This is a genomic window from Rhodococcus sp. BP-261 (assembly GCF_019835205.1).
In the GTDB taxonomy this organism is placed as follows: domain Bacteria; phylum Actinomycetota; class Actinomycetes; order Mycobacteriales; family Mycobacteriaceae; genus Rhodococcoides; species Rhodococcoides kyotonensis_B.
Window position 1 is genome coordinate 26327 of sequence record NZ_JABUCO010000021.1, and the last position, 14835, is coordinate 41161.

The window sequence follows — 14835 nt, forward strand, 5'->3', positions numbered from 1 at the left end:
GTGCCCGAGGGCGACACCGTCTATCGTGCTGCGAACAAACTTCGCGCCGCACTCGAAGGAAAAGTGCTCACTCGCTGCGACATTCGTGTGCCGCGTTATGCCACAGTCGACTTCACCGGTCAGACCGTCGACTCGGTCGCATCGCGCGGCAAGCATCTGTTGATCCGTGTGGCAGGTCATTCGGTTCACAGCCATCTGAAGATGGAAGGGACGTGGCAGGTCTATCCCCACGGCGCGAAGTGGCGGCGACCCGCATTCCAGGCGCGGGCGATTCTCGAGAACGACGACGCGACGGCAGTGGGCTTCGAACTCGGCGTTCTCGAGATTCTCGAGAACGAGGACGAGGCCGTCGGCTACCTCGGTCCCGATCTGCTCGGCGACGACTGGGATGCAGGCACAGCCGTCGCGAACATCTCCGCCGATCCCGACCGCGCCGTCGGTCTCGCGCTGCTCGATCAACGCAACCTCGCCGGCTTGGGCAACGTGTACCGCAACGAGATCTGCTTCCTTCGCGGCGTCGACCCACGTACCCCGGTGCGCGAGGCAGGCAACATCGGCAAGATGGTCGACCTGTCGTATCGAACGATCTGGGCCAACAAGGACCGCAACCAGCGCGTTACCACCGGCGACCGTCGGGCGGGCCGCCACTTCTGGGTGTACGGCCGAGAAGGAAAACCGTGCAGGCGATGTGGCACGACGATCGAGTTCGGGCTCCTCGGCGACAATCCGATGGAAGAGCGGCAGATCTATTACTGCCCGTACTGCCAGCCCAGTCCCAGCTGATCCACAGGAAGTCGCGCCAGGATCGAATCATGATCTTCTTGGCGATACTCACCCTCGTCGCGATGGCCGCGTCGGGCCCGATGGCAGCACGTGCTCCTCGGTCGCTCGTCCGTACCCGAGAACAGCAGATGGTCCGCGCCGCGCCGCACTAGGCTCCCTCACCATGGCGCCGAATCTGCGACACCTGCTGCATCGCCCGCTGCTGTCGCGCACCGACCCGCTCGACCGCGAGAACGCGGCCAGCCGGATCAGCGCCTACGTGTACGGCAACATCCTGATTCTCGCTGCGCTGATTCCCCTTACGTCACCGGAGGAACACACGTTTCAGGGAGTCGCGATCGTCGTGGGCACCGGAGTGTCGACCTTCGTGGCGCACGCGTTCGCCGAAGGGGTAGGGCAGACCGTGCGCACCGGCTCGCATCTGTCGCGCGCGGGACGGTGGGAGCAACTACGCGACTCGGTGCCGATCCTCAGCGCAACGGTCCTGCCCGCAGCTCTGCTCGCCGTCGGCTGGTGGGGACTGCTCGACCCGGCGATCGGTCAGATCGCCGCCGAGGTCGTCATCATCGCGCGCATCGCGTCGACCAATTTCGTCATCGGCCGCTTGCGCGGCGAGAAACCAACGCGCGGAACGCTGCTCGGATCCATCGCGTTGGCCGTCGCGGCTGCGCTCATCGTGTCCGTCAAGATAGTGCTGACGCACTGACGGAAGGCACAGGTCAGTGCGTTCCGGGCTGCACCGGTTCGAGGATCTCCTGACGCGCCTCCGGGGCGACGACGCGCAGTGCATCCGCAGAATCGTCGTCCGGTTGCATCTGTGATTTGATCTCAGCCTCCACGCGCGCCGTGTAGGTGGTCACCTCTCGATCGACGTCCGACGCATCCCATCCGAGAATGGGCGCCACCAGTCCCGCGACCTGCTCGGCACAGTTGACGCCGCGGTGCGAGTATTCGATGGAGATGCGTGTGCGACGCGCCAGGATGTCCTCGAGGTGCAACGCGCCCTCGGCCACCGCCGCGTAAACGACCTCGACCTGCAGGTAGCTGGGCGCGTCGGTGATGGGCTGCAGCAGATACGGCTTGTCGGCTGCCAGCGCGAGAACGTCGTCGATCAGCGAACCGTACCGATCGAGCAGATGCGTGACCCGATAGGGATGCAGACCGTACATCTGGGCGAGGTGGTGGGTCTGGTTGACCAGCGCGAAGTAGCCGTCGGCACCGAGCAGCGGCACCTTCTCGGTGATCGACGACGCGACGCGCGCCGGAATGTCGTCGGACGCGAGGTCGACGGCGTCCTTGGCCATGACCCGGTACGTCGTGTACTTGCCGCCCGCGATGGCGACGAGTCCGGGCGCAACGCGCGCGACGGCGTGTTCACGGGACAACTTCGACGTCTCGTCGCTCTCCCCCGCCAGCAGCGGCCGCAATCCGGCGTAGACACCGTCGATGTCCTCGTGCGTCAACGGCGTCACCAGAACCGTGTTGACCTCGCCGAGGATGTAGTCGATGTCGGCTTTCGTCGCCGCCGGATGGGCGAGATCGAGCTTCCAGTCGGTGTCGGTGGTGCCGATGATCCAATGAGCACCCCACGGGATGATGAACAGCACGGACTTCTCGGTGCGCAGAATGATGGCCGCCTCGCTGACGATGCGATCGCGCGGGACGACGATGTGCACGCCCTTGGATGCGCGAACACGGAACCTACCGCGTTGCGACGACAACGCCTGGATCTCGTCGGTCCACACACCCGTCGCGTTGATGACGACGTGGCCGCGTACCTCGGTGGTGGCACCGTTCTCCGAGTCCCGCACCCGCACGCCCGACACTCGATCGGCTTCGCGCAGGAATCCGACGACCTGCGTCGACGTCCGAACGACGGCCCCGTACTGAGCCGCCGTCCGCGCGACGGTCATCGTGTGCCTCGCGTCGTCGACGACGGTGTCGTAGTAGCGAATTCCGCCGATCAGCGACTTGCGCTTCATGCCGGGAGCCATCCGCAGCGCGCCGGAGCGCGTCAGATGTTTCTGCGCGGGAACGGACTTGGCGCCGCCCATTCGGTCGTACAGAAAGATTCCCGACGCGATGTAGGGACGTTCCCAGACACGATGCGTCAGCGGGAACAGGAATTTCAGCGGTTTGACCAGGTGGGGAGCAAGTGTCGACAGCGACAGCTCGCGCTCGTGCAGAGCCTCACGCACCAGCCCGAACTCGAGCTGCTCGAGGTAGCGCAGACCGCCGTGGAACATCTTCGACGAGCGACTCGACGTACCGGACGCGAAGTCACGTGCCTCGACGAGCGCCACCTTGAGCCCACGCGTCGCCGCGTCGAGTGCCGCTCCGGCTCCGACCACGCCACCGCCGACGACCACGACGTCGAACTGTTCGGATCCCAGCTGCTCCCACGCGTCGTCGCGCGCCTGTGGCCCGAGGGATGTGGTGTTCGACTTGTTGCTCAAGAACTCGCTCCCGTGTCGCGTGGATTCGAAGCAGCCGTGCTCTACCCGGATGTCGTGCTTCTCCGAGATTCACCGCAAGGCTACCGTTCGTCACGTATACCCGCGCGACCCGAAACGATAGATCCGGCCGAACAAGGGAGCTTTGGTGACGTCCGACACCTTCATCGCATCGATCGACCAGGGAACCACCTCGAGCAGGTGCATCATCTTCGGACACGACGGCAAACCCGTCGGCTCGGCGCAGAAGGAGCACCGGCAGATCTTCCCTCGCGCAGGCTGGGTCGAGCACGACGCGGAGGAAATCTGGGTGGGCGTGCGTGAGGTCGTCGGCGCCGCGCTCGGAAACGCCGACGTCAAGGCGCAGGACATCGCCGCCGTCGGCATCACCAACCAACGCGAGACCGCGCTCGTCTGGGACAGGGCAACGGGCAAACCCGTGTACAACGCCATCGTGTGGCAGGACACGCGCACCGACGAACTGTGCAGGAAGCTCGCGGGCGACGCGGGTGCGGACCGATACCAGAGCGTCACCGGGCTTCCCCTGTCGACGTACTTCGCCGGCCCGAAGGTGCGGTGGATTCTCGACAACGTGGACGGGGCACGCGAGCGTGCCGATGCGGGAGAACTGTGTTTCGGCACGATGGACTCGTGGGTGCTGTGGAACCTGACCGGCGGCACGAACGGCGGCAAGCACATCACCGACGTCACGAACGCGTCGCGCACGTTGCTGATGGACATCGAGACGCTGCAGTGGCGCGAGGACATCTGCGCGGACTTCGAGATCCCGATGTCGATGCTGCCCGAGATCAAGACGTCGTCGGAGATCTACGGTGAGGTTCGGCCGCGAGGCGTGCTGGCAGGAGTGCCCATCTCGGGGATCCTGGGTGATCAGCAGGCCGCGACCTTCGGGCAGGCGTGTCTGTCTCCCGGCGAAGCGAAGAACACCTACGGCACCGGAAACTTCTTGTTGCTCAACACGGGAACGACACCGGTCCGCAGCGAGCACGGACTGCTCACCACCGTCTGCTACAAACTCGGCGACGCGGACACCGTCTACGCGCTCGAAGGATCCGTCGCGGTGACGGGCTCGCTCGTGCAGTGGTTGCGCGACAATCTCGGCATCATCCGCGACGCCCGAGAAATCGAAGAATTGGCGGACACCGTCGACGACAACGGCGGTGTCTACTTCGTGCCTGCGTTCTCCGGTCTGTTCGCGCCGCGGTGGCGTCCGGATGCCCGCGGCGTCATCTCCGGACTCACTCGTTTCGCGAACAAGGGGCACATCGCCCGAGCAGCATTGGAGGCCACTGCATTTCAGACCCGCGAGGTCATCGACGCGATGAACGCGGATTCCGACGTGACGCTGACGACGCTCAAGGTCGACGGCGGCATGGTCGTCAACGAGCTCCTCATGCAGTTCCAATCCGACGTGCTCGGCGTTCCCGTCGTGCGACCGGTCGTCAACGAGACCACCGCGCTGGGCGCAGCCTATGCCGCGGGCCTCGCCGTCGGCTACTGGAACGGCGAGGACGACATCCGCGCCAATTGGGCCGCCGACAAGACGTGGGAACCCGATCTCGACGAGGATGTCCGCGAAGAGATGTACCGAACCTGGAACCGCGCCGTCGAACGCACCTACGACAGCGTGTGAGCCGTGTCGGCGTGAGCCGACTTCAGACGTCGAACTGCTTCCTGCAGAACGGGTTCCGCTGAACTCGCGAAACAGAGCCGCGCCGCACCGGAGTACTGCGGCGCGTCGGCGAACGCTCGACCGGGCACGAACGCCACCCCGTTCTCCAGCGCCGTGGGGAGCAGTGCGGTCGTGTCCGTGCCGTCACGGAACGTCAGCCAGACGAACATTCCGCCGTCGGCGGGCGAGATGTGCACTCGATCGTCGAACTCTGCTTCCACTGCAGTCCGCAGCGCGGTCGCGCGCTGTCCGTACGCACTGCGCAGACGTTCCAGATGCATCCCGAGCCACGATGTGTCCGACAGCATCTCGGCCGTCATCTGCTGCGTCATCGACGAGCCGCACAGGTCCGCACCCTGCTTGAGCAGTTCGACAGCGTCGCACACTCTCTTCGGCGCGACCATCCAGCCGACCCGTAGCGCCGGTGCCAGGATCTTCGACGCACTCGACAGTCGGACGACACGGTCCGAGTGCGCCGCGATCGGCGGCGACGGCGGCGCGTCGAACCAGATCTCGCCGTAGGGGTCGTCCTCGAGAATCCAGAATCCGTAGCGATCGGCCAACGCCGCGAGATGCGCTCGCTTGTCGTGCGACATCGTGACGCCACGAGGATTGTGGAAGTTGGCGACCGTATGGACCAGGGCTGGGCGCAGACCGGCCGCGAGACGGCGCTCGAGCTCGTACGTGTCCATGCCGTCGGCCGCGATCGGAATTGCGTGGATGTCGGCACCGGCGATCGAAAACACTTGCAGCGCACCGGTATACGCGGGTTCGTCGACCACGACCACTGTGCCGGGGTCCACCAGAGCCTGCGCCACCAGAGTCAGCGCCTGTTGCGAGCCGTGCGTCACGACGACGTTCGATGGATCGACGACGCGTCCGATCGCGTCGGACTCACGTCCGGCGATGACCTCGCGCAGCCCCCGCCATCCCGGGGTCTCGCCGTACTGAACGGCCTGAGGTTCGGACAGCACCGCAGCCGCGGCTTCTCGAACCCGTTGCGCTGGAATGAGTTCCGTGGCCGGAAGCCCACCGGCGAGCGAGATGACATCGTCGCGCGCAGTCAACGCGAGCAGGTCGCGAATCGCCGAACTCTGCACGGAATCGAGGCGACGAGCCAACGACGGAATGGTTGTCATGGATTTCTCCCAGCAGCGAAATACGGATGTACGAGCTACCCGAGGATCGACTGGGGTGCGAAGTGTGCCGGATGGTGGTCGGCACACGCCAGTATGTCATGACAACTCGACGTGCGGCTACGCCACCCGTGCCTGGATAGTTGCAACCCGGGCCAACTTTCCGCGCACGGGTGGCGAAGCCGCACTAGTCCAGATCGTCGTGACGCATGAGCTGCCGCGCCGCCTCGGTGATCGACCCCGTCAGCGACGGGTACACCGAGAAGGTCGCAGCCAAGTCGTTGACCGACAGGTTGTTCTGCACGGCCATCGCGATCGGGAGGATCAGCTCGGACGCGGTCGGCGCGACGACGACGCCACCGATGACGACGCCGGTGGCCGGACGGCAGAAAATCTTCACGAAACCGCGCTTGAGACCGGACATCTTGGCGCGCGGGTTGGTGGCGAGCGGCAACATGACCGTGCGCGCCGGAACCTCGCCCTTGTCGATGGCCGATTGACTGACGCCGACCGACGCGATCTCGGGGCGCGTGAACACCGCCGACGCGACGGTCTTGAGCTTGATCGGCGTGACGCCCTCACCGAGTGCGTGGTACATCGCGATGCGTCCCTGCATCGCCGCAACCGATGCCAGCGGCAGGAGGCCGGTGCAGTCACCGGCGGCGTAGATACCCGACACGGACGTTCGCGAGACGCGGTCGACGCGCAGGTATCCGCCGCGGTCGAGTTCGATGCCGACCTTCTCGAGACCGAGGCCCGACGTGTTCGGGACCGAGCCGACCGTCATCAACGCGTGGCTGCCCTCGACGGTTCGGCCGTCGGCGAGCGTGACGATCACGCCGGAGTCGGTGCGCTGAACGGACTCGGCTCGGGCGTGCTTGACCAGCGTGACACCACGCTCGTTGAACGCCTCCTCCAGCACGAGCGCTGCATCCTCGTCCTCGTGCGGCAGCACGCGGTCGCGGCTCGACACGGCGGTCACCTTGACGCCCATCTCTGTGTACGCCGACACGAACTCGGCACCGGTGACACCGGATCCGACGACGATCAGGTGCTCGGGTAGCGCGTCGAGGTCGTACAGCTGACGCCAGTTGAGGATGCGCTCACCGTCCGGTTCGGCACCCTTCAGAACCCGCGGGCTCGCACCCGTCGAGATCAGGACGACGTCGGCGTCGAGGATGCGTTCGCTGCCGTCGGCGAGGGTGGCACGCACCTGGTGGGCAGCCATTCCGACCTGGCTGTCGATCATCTCGCCGCGTCCGGACAGCAGTTCGACGCCGACCGAGCGCACGCGCGCCGCGATGTCCGCCGACTGGGCCTGCGCCAAGCTCTTCACACGCTCGTTGATCTGCGGGAGCGCGACGGTGGCCTTCGACGGATCGAGCGAGATACCGAGATCGGTCGCGCGTCGCATCTCCGTCCTGATGCCGGTCGACGCGATGAACGTCTTCGACGGCACGCAGTCCCACAGAACGCAGGCGCCACCCACTCCTTCCGAATCGACGAGAGTGACGGTGCCCCCGTGTTGTGCTGCCACCAGCGCTGCCTCGTACCCTGCGGGTCCGCCACCGATGATCACGATCCGGGTCATTGAGCCTCTTCCTTGTGGGAGTGAGTTCGAGCGCCTGTGGGTTCAAACTTATTCCCTTCGCGAAGTCTCTGCATCGGTAAGGATTACTTCACTTGCCCTCGACCTGCCGAAACGCCCGATTCGGGGCTTCCGACGCATGGCAGACACACCCGACGGTTTAGGCTTGCCGACGTGCCGATCTATGCCGCTTACGGATCCAACATGCATCCGGAGCAGATGTTGCAGCGTTGCCCGCACTCTCCGATCTCCGGAACCGGGTGGCTGCACGGCTGGCGATTGACGTTCGCCGGTGGCGACATCGGCTGGGAAGGTGCACTGGCCACCGTCGTCGAGGACGCCGATTCCAAGGTCTTCGTCGTGCTCTACGACGTTCCGGTCGAGGACGAAGAGCGCCTCGACCGCTGGGAGGGATCCGAACTCGGCTTCCACCGCAAGATCCGCCTGCGCATCGACACCGAGGACGGTCCCGTCCTGGCCTGGCTGTATGTGGTCGACGCGTACGAGGGTGGCCTGCCGTCGGCTCGCTACCTCGGCGTCATGGCCGACGCCGCCGAAATCGCCGGTGCGCCCGCCGACTACGTGCGCGGACTCCGCACCCGCAACAGCCGTAACGTCGGGCCGGGGACTACCTGACGTGTACGGAAGTACATAGCCCGCTAGTTCGGGTCGAGCGCGATGCTCGTCATCACCTTGACGCCGACGGCGAGGGCTCGCTCGTCGAGATCGAACGTCGGCTGGTGAATGTCGAGCTGCGGACCTGATCCGGACCACACACCGAGCCTCGCCATGGATCCCGGGATGTCCTCGAGGTACCACGAGAAATCCTCCCCGCCACCGGATTGCGCGGTGTCGGCGAGCGCCGCGGGTCCGACCCGGTGAATCGCCTTCTCGAAGACGCGCGTCGCGGCCTCGTCGTTGACGACGGGTGGGACCCCGCGCCGGTAGTGCAGCTCGTACTGCACACCCGTCGGCGCAAGTAATCCGGCGACGATCTCGTGCACCATCGGTTCGAGCAACGCCCACGTGTCGTGATCGCCGGTACGGACCGTTCCGGTCAGCATGCCGGTCTGCGGGATCGCGTTGGGTGCCTGGCCCGCGACGACCGCTCCCCACACCATGACGGTGCTGGTCCTGGGGTCGATTCGGCGACTGAGCATCCCGGGCAATCCGGTGATGACCGTGCCGAGCGCGTACACGAGGTCGGTCGTCAGGTGCGGCCGCGACGTGTGCCCACCCGGTGAGTCCAACCGCAGCTCGACGGTATCGGCGGCCGACGTGATCGCGCCGACGCGCACACCGACCTTGCCGACCTCCAGTCGCGGATCGCAGTGCAGCGCGAAGATCTTCGTCAGGTCCTTCAGCGCACCTGCCGCAACGACGTCGAGCGCACCTCCCGGCATGACCTCCTCCGCCGGCTGGAAGATCAGTCGAACACCGAACGGCAGAGCGGGAAGCGACGCGAGCGCGAGCGCGGTACCGAGCAGAACCGTCGTATGCGCGTCGTGGCCGCACGCGTGCGAGACGCCGGGGACCGTCGACGAATACGCCGCGCCGGTGAATTCCTGCAACGGCAACGCATCCATGTCGGCACGCAGCCCGACGCGCGGGCCGTCCGGGCCGATGTCGCACGTCAGGCCGGTGCCTCCCGGCAACAGCTTGGGCGTCAATCCGGCGGATTCGAGCTGTTCGACGACGAACGCCGTCGTGGCGAATTCACGCCGTGCCAGTTCGGGATTCGCGTGGATGTGACGACGCCACTGCGACAGCTCGTCCGCGTGCTCGAGAATCCATTTGTCGACGAGCGCGAAGTTCTCGATCATCGTGCAGCCGCCCGCGCTTCGACGCCGCCGAGCAGACGTGCACGCACCTCGGCATCGGTCACCGCGCGAACCGTCGTCCGCGAGAGGAGCTGTGCGCCGTCGAGCACCGCCCTGTCCGCGGACTCGGTGACGCAGGCCGCGGCGAACTCCGGTTGATGCGTCACGGCCCCACCGGAATCGAGTCCGATGATCGGGTGGATGCCGGGTAGAACATTCGTCACGTTTCCCATGTCCGTACTGCCCAGTGGGCGAAATCCTTCCAACTCCGGTGCGAGCGGTGTGCGTCCGATCGACTCCGCTTCGCGGCGATAGGCGGCCGAGAGCCACGGATCCGGCGTCAACTCCGCATAGGTCGGCGAGACCGTTCTGATCTCGTGCGTGCACCCGGTCGCGATCGCGCCTGCCTCGAAACAGGCGTACGCCTTCTTCGTGAGCGCCTCGAGCGACTCCGACGTCGTGGCCCGCAGGTAGTAGAGCAGCTCGGCGTGGCCGGGCACGATGTTGGGCGCGAGGCCGCCGTCGCTGACGATGCCGTGCACCTGCTGACCCGGTGACAGATGCTGGCGCATCAGACCGAGCGCCACCTGGCTCACGGTGACGGCGTCAGCAGCGTTGATGCCCCACTCGGGCGCAGCCGACGCGTGTGCCGCGCGTCCGGTGAACGACACGGCGATGTCCGACAATGCCAGCGACGTCGCGCCGACGATGTCGAACGGGCCCGGGTGAACCATGATCGCCGTTGCGACGTCGTCGAACACGCCTCGCTCCAGCATGAGGACCTTGCCGCCACCGGTCTCCTCGGCGGGCGTCCCCAGAACCCGAACAGTGATGCCGAGCCGGTCGGCGACGGGTGCGAGCGCCAACGCCGCGCCTACCGCCGACGCCGCGATGATGTTGTGGCCACACGCGTGCCCGATCTCCGGCAACGCGTCGTACTCGGCACAGATTCCGACGACCAGTTCGCCACTGCCGAAGCTCGCCGTGAACGCGGTCGGCATGTCCGCGACACCGACCTCGACGTCGAAATCGGCCGCTCGCAGAAGCTCCATCACCTTCGCGGCACTCTTGTGCTCTTCGAACGCCAGTTCCGGCTCGGAATGAATCGAGTGCGAGAGCTCTATCAGGTCGGTTGCAGCGCTGTGCACACCTGCATCGGTCTCATCGATCACCGACCCAGTCTGTCACTACTGGTTTCCGAAGCTGAAGTTGCTCTCGCCCGTCGGAGTGTTCAGTGCTGCGAGGACGTCGGCGTGAATGCCCCGTTTGATGCCCGCGAGGTTCGGTCCGCGGGTGCCGGTCAGCGCCGCCGCACGCGCGACGGCGTCCGGCAGTACACGATCCACGTCGGCCACCGCGTCGGCGATTCCGGCGGCAACCGCGTCGGGACCGCCGTAGCGCTTGCCCGTGGTCATGGCCTCGACGGCCGTCTGCTTCGGCAGCCTGCCGGTGATCAGGGCGGACATGCCGATCGTGAACGGCATGTTCAGCGACACCTCGGGGAGGCAGTAGAAGCCACGATCGGCGCGCACGACGCGGAAGTCGTGGGCCGTCGCGAGCATCGCGCCTGCACCGAATGCGTGCCCCTGCACCGCGGCGACGGTCGCCATCGGGAACGTGAGCAGCCGCGTGTACAGGGTGTGGACGCGGTCGAGGTACGAAGTGATCTTGTCGAGGTTCGCGAACAGCCAATCGGTGTCGAGGCCGTTGGTGAAGAACTTGCCGGTCGCCGACGTCACCAACGCAGACGGACCCGAGATCGCCTCGACCTCGTCGAGCAGCGAGTGGACGCTGTCGATCCAGTCGGGGTGAAACCGATTCTCGGAGTCCTCGGTCGACCCCTCGGGACCGAGAAACAGGATGTGCACGTCGCCGTCGCGTTCGAGGTAAGGCATGAGCCGGATACTACCCGGCAGTAACTTATTCGGTAGTGGGCATGGTGTACCAGTCTCGGCGCCGACGATGCGGGATCCCGCGTGCCGGACATCGACAGTGGAACACCATGCCCACCCGCGGTGTAGCTGAGACGGGAACGGCCCTATCTCCTAGGGTTGAACCCCGTGGGAACTACAGACGAGCAGCGACCCGACCCGACCACCGACCCGACCGGCGCAGCGTCCGCCGCTGCCGCCGCGATCGCAGACGCCACCGGAGTCTCCTCGCATTCGGTCGCGATCGTGCTCGGGTCCGGATGGCAGGCTGCGGCAGAACCTTTCGGCACTCCGACGGCAACGCTCCGGATGGCCGACCTGCCCGGGTTCGCAGCGCCGTCCGCGTCGGGTCATTCGGGCACCATCACGTCGGTGAACGTCGGCGGCACCCACACCCTGCTACTGCAGGGCCGCACCCACGCGTACGAGGGCCACGATCTGCGACGCGTCGTGCATCCGGTCCGGTCGGCCATCGCGACCGGAGTGAAGACGGTCGTGTTGACGAACGCCGCGGGCGGCATCCGGGAGGGCATGAGCGTCGGACAACCCGTGCTGATCTCGGACCACCTCAATCTCACGGCTCGGTCGCCGCTCGTCGGTGCCGAATTCGTCGATCTGGTCGACGCGTACTCCTCCGATCTGCGCGATCTCGCCCGCGAGATCGACCCGTCGCTCGAAGACGGCGTGTACGCCGGTCTGCCCGGTCCGCACTACGAGACGCCCGCCGAAATTCGCATGCTGCGCACGCTCGGTGCCGATCTCGTCGGTATGTCGACCGTCCACGAGACCATCGCTGCCCGCGCACAGGGCGCACGCGTGCTCGGTATCTCGCTCGTGACCAATCTGGCCGCGGGCATGACGGGTGAGCACCTGAACCACGCCGAAGTTCTCGAGGCGGGCAAGGCATCCGCGTCGCGGATGGGTGATCTGCTGCACCGCCTGGTGACGTCGCTGTGACGTCCGAGCCATCGGCGCTGGCCGAGCAGGTTGCCGCGTGGATCGCCGGCGACCCGGACCCGTCGACGCGCGAGGAACTGTCCGAGCTGACGGACGACGAACTGGCCGAACGCTTTCGCGCTCCTCTCTCGTTCGGCACCGCAGGCCTGCGCGGCGAGGTGCGTGCGGGACCGAACGGGATGAACGTCGCCGTCGTCGTTCGGACGTCGGCAGGCATCGGTGCGTGGTTGCAGAAGAAGTGCCTGGGCGGATCGACGGTCGTCGTCGGTCGCGACGCGCGGCACGGCTCCGAGACGTTCGCGACCGCGGCGGCGGAAACCTTGGCCGCTCAGGGGTTTTCGGTCGTTCTCCTGCCCCGGCCGCTGCCGACGCCTGTGCTCGCGTTCGCGGTGCGAGCGTTGGGCGCCGATCTCGGCGTGCAGATCACCGCGTCGCACAATCCGGCGGCGGACAACGGGTACAAGGTCTATCTCCGCGGCGGCGCACAACTCGTTCCGCCCGCCGACAAGGAGATCGAAGCGGAGATCGCGGCTGTCGGCCCCGCAGTCGACGTACCCCGGACACAGGTGTCGCCCGGTGGATCCGACGTCGCGGCCCGCTATCTCGACACGTTGCCCGCGCTCGTCCGTTCCCCGCGTCGCGCGATCAGAATTGCCCTGACGCCCTTGCACGGCGTCGGCGGCGAGCTCGCGCTGACGGCGTTGCGGGGACTCGGTTTTCGAGACATCCACGTCGTCGAGAGTCAATTCGCGCCCGACCCCGAGTTTCCGACCGTCGCGTTCCCCAACCCCGAGGAATCGGGCGCGGCCGATGCCGTGCTCGCACTCGCCGCGGAGGTGAACGCCGACCTCGCGATCGCACTCGATCCCGACGCCGACCGATGTGCGATCGGCATTCCCGGACCGACGGGATGGCGCATGCTCACCGGCGACGAGACCGGCGCACTGCTGGCCGATCACATTCTGACGACGGCACCGCCGAACTCGTTGGTGGCCAACACGATCGTGTCGTCGCAGTTGTTGGCAGCGCTCGCTCCCGCCCGCGGTGCGCGGTACGCCCGGACCTTGACCGGGTTCAAATGGCTCGTCCGAGCCGGGCAGGGCCTGGTCTACGCCTACGAGGAAGCGATCGGCCACTGCGTGGACCCAGAGCACGTCCTGGACAAGGACGGCATCTCCGGCGCCGTCGTTCTCGCCGACCTCACGGCGCTGTGCGCGGCGGACGGGCGGACCCTGCAGAACATGCTCGACGACCTGGCCGTCGAATTCGGTGTCCACGCGGGAGCTCAGGTGTCGAAGCGCGTGACCGACCTGGACGACATCGCGTCGATGATGAAGGCGCTGCGTGCGACGCCTCCCACGGAGCTCGCGGGCATCGATGTCACCGTCACCGACTTCCTCTCCCAACGCGGACCCCTGCGTACCGACGCCGTCGAACTCGCCGGGGACGGCATTCGCGTCGTCGTGCGACCGTCCGGCACCGAGCCGAAGGTGAAGGCCTACCTCGAAGCCGTGGTGCCCGTCGCCGATCGAGCCGGGTTGGCGGACGCCCGCGCCGCCGCCGAGTCGACGCTGGAGGCGTTGAAGAAGGCGACTTCGTCACTCGTGCGCGCGAATGTATAGCCCGCTACATATTCGCGCGCACGTCAGAAGAGTGCAGACTGCACGGCGGGCAGCGTCGAGTCGTAGTCACCGAACCGCACCCGACGACCGGTGAGCTCGTGGAGGTCGACGACGTAGGACTCGCCGTCGATGTCGACGACGGCCGTCTGGCCGATACAGGCATCGACGGTGAATCCGTGTGTGCCCGAGTCAAGTCGGCTGGGATAGGCAACCCGATTGCCGGACGCCAGATCCCGGAAGCCCGCGACACGCCACGCCTCGTCGACGGTGTGGAAGCTGTCGTCGCCGGGACCGAGAATGTCGCGGACCCTCCCTGCCAACGCAGCCGTCGCCGCGTCGAGGCGAGCGGTGTCGACCGGCAACGCCAGCGCCGCAGCCTTGGCCGACGACCGCACCGACTGCCGCACCTGCAGCACCTCGGTGACCTTGTCTTCGAGCACACGGATCACCTTGCCGTCCGTGGCCCAGGCGACGTACTGCGCACAGATCGCGCCCTGCTCGGCGAGCCGACCCCACTTACGCGTGTTCGCCGCGGTGCCGACCTTGTGCACACCGTTCGCGAACGTCGCGATGTACAACCAATGTGGTTGCATCACATGCGCTTCGAGGTCACGCGAGACGAAACCTCCACGGTGCACGGTGTGGACGAACCGAAACGGGTCCTTCGATTCGCACACCTCGCACTGCGCACCGACCTCGGCGGGCGATTGCGTCGGGCAGGGAACGTATTCGGAGCCCTTCGGCGAGAACGCAACTCGGCCCGTACACCATCGACCGTCCCCGAGAGACTCGAATCCGATTCTCGCACCACGTAGTTCGACGTACGCGACGTCTCGCGTCTCCACGTCGACG

14 protein-coding genes are annotated in these 14835 nt (G+C 66.5%); 7 read left to right on the forward strand and 7 right to left on the reverse strand.

Features of this window, described 5'->3' with window-relative positions; genetic code table 11:
* Genes HQ354_RS19860 through HQ354_RS19865 form a run of 3 tightly spaced genes read left to right on the forward strand, consistent with a single transcriptional unit; the run spans position 1 to position 1489 of the window.
* Positions 1 to 783, forward strand: coding sequence for a DNA-formamidopyrimidine glycosylase family protein (locus tag HQ354_RS19860; RefSeq protein ID WP_222635407.1), 783 nt, complete (start codon positions 1 to 3; stop codon positions 781 to 783).
* A 29-nt stretch (positions 784 to 812) separates the two neighbouring features.
* Positions 813 to 935 carry a hypothetical protein gene (locus HQ354_RS25670; RefSeq protein WP_261769047.1) on the forward strand — a complete coding sequence of 41 codons (123 nt, stop codon included), beginning with the start codon at positions 813 to 815 and terminating at the stop codon, positions 933 to 935.
* A gap of 11 nt (positions 936 to 946) precedes the next feature.
* Complete coding sequence (locus HQ354_RS19865) at positions 947 to 1489, forward strand: hypothetical protein (RefSeq protein WP_068431974.1); 543 nt, start codon at positions 947 to 949, stop codon at positions 1487 to 1489.
* Positions 1490 to 1502: 13 nt separating this feature from the next.
* On the opposite strand, the gene HQ354_RS19870 is transcribed toward HQ354_RS19865, so the two are convergent.
* Entirely contained in the window at positions 1503 to 3239 is a 1737-nt protein-coding gene (locus HQ354_RS19870) for a glycerol-3-phosphate dehydrogenase/oxidase (protein WP_068431977.1), read from the reverse strand.
* 145 nt (positions 3240 to 3384) lie between these two features.
* Between HQ354_RS19870 and glpK the strand changes: the two genes are divergently transcribed.
* On the forward strand, positions 3385 to 4890 hold the full coding sequence (gene glpK / locus HQ354_RS19875; protein ID WP_068431981.1) for a glycerol kinase GlpK: 1506 nt from the start codon (positions 3385 to 3387) through the stop codon (positions 4888 to 4890).
* Here glpK and HQ354_RS19880 read toward each other — a convergent pair.
* Together HQ354_RS19880 and HQ354_RS19885 are read right to left on the reverse strand one after the other, a co-directional pair.
* Entirely contained in the window at positions 4875 to 6068 is a 1194-nt protein-coding gene (locus HQ354_RS19880) for a PLP-dependent aminotransferase family protein (RefSeq protein WP_068431984.1), read from the reverse strand. The two genes, glpK and HQ354_RS19880, sit on opposite strands and share 16 nt — an antisense overlap.
* 184 nt (positions 6069 to 6252) lie before the next feature.
* Complete coding sequence (locus HQ354_RS19885; RefSeq protein ID WP_068431986.1) at positions 6253 to 7656, reverse strand: NAD(P)H-quinone dehydrogenase; 1404 nt, start codon at positions 7654 to 7656, stop codon at positions 6253 to 6255.
* A gap of 171 nt (positions 7657 to 7827) precedes the next feature.
* On the opposite strand from HQ354_RS19885, the gene HQ354_RS19890 reads away from it, so the two are divergent.
* Positions 7828 to 8289, forward strand: a complete 462-nt coding sequence (locus HQ354_RS19890) for a gamma-glutamylcyclotransferase (protein WP_068431989.1) — start codon at positions 7828 to 7830, stop codon at positions 8287 to 8289.
* A 23-nt stretch (positions 8290 to 8312) separates the two neighbouring features.
* On the opposite strand, the gene HQ354_RS19895 is transcribed toward HQ354_RS19890, so the two are convergent.
* The 3 genes from HQ354_RS19895 to HQ354_RS19905 are packed head-to-tail and all read right to left on the reverse strand — an operon-like array spanning position 8313 to position 11368.
* On the reverse strand, positions 8313 to 9476 hold the full coding sequence (locus HQ354_RS19895; RefSeq protein ID WP_222635408.1) for a M20 family metallopeptidase: 1164 nt from the start codon (positions 9474 to 9476) through the stop codon (positions 8313 to 8315).
* The gene (locus HQ354_RS19900; protein ID WP_222635409.1) at positions 9473 to 10645 is read right to left on the reverse strand and encodes a M20 family metallopeptidase; all 1173 of its coding nucleotides are present in this window, start codon (positions 10643 to 10645) and stop codon (positions 9473 to 9475) included. Before HQ354_RS19900 ends, HQ354_RS19895 begins: the two co-directional genes overlap by 4 nt.
* A gap of 15 nt (positions 10646 to 10660) precedes the next feature.
* On the reverse strand, positions 10661 to 11368 hold the full coding sequence (locus HQ354_RS19905; RefSeq protein WP_068431997.1) for an enoyl-CoA hydratase/isomerase family protein: 708 nt from the start codon (positions 11366 to 11368) through the stop codon (positions 10661 to 10663).
* A 165-nt stretch (positions 11369 to 11533) separates the two neighbouring features.
* Here HQ354_RS19905 and HQ354_RS19910 point away from each other — a divergent pair, with 165 nt between their 5' ends.
* Both HQ354_RS19910 and HQ354_RS19915 read left to right on the forward strand, forming a co-directional pair.
* On the forward strand, positions 11534 to 12361 hold the full coding sequence (locus tag HQ354_RS19910; protein ID WP_068432000.1) for a purine-nucleoside phosphorylase: 828 nt from the start codon (positions 11534 to 11536) through the stop codon (positions 12359 to 12361).
* A 17-nt stretch (positions 12362 to 12378) separates the two neighbouring features.
* Entirely contained in the window at positions 12379 to 13983 is a 1605-nt protein-coding gene (locus HQ354_RS19915) for a phospho-sugar mutase (RefSeq protein ID WP_157105442.1), read from the forward strand.
* A 23-nt stretch (positions 13984 to 14006) separates the two neighbouring features.
* Here the strand turns inward: HQ354_RS19915 and HQ354_RS25675 are convergent, their stop codons facing one another.
* Positions 14007 to 14828, reverse strand: coding sequence for a DUF2797 domain-containing protein (locus HQ354_RS25675; RefSeq protein ID WP_308115280.1), 822 nt, complete (start codon positions 14826 to 14828; stop codon positions 14007 to 14009).
* Positions 14829 to 14835 lie beyond the last annotated feature (7 nt).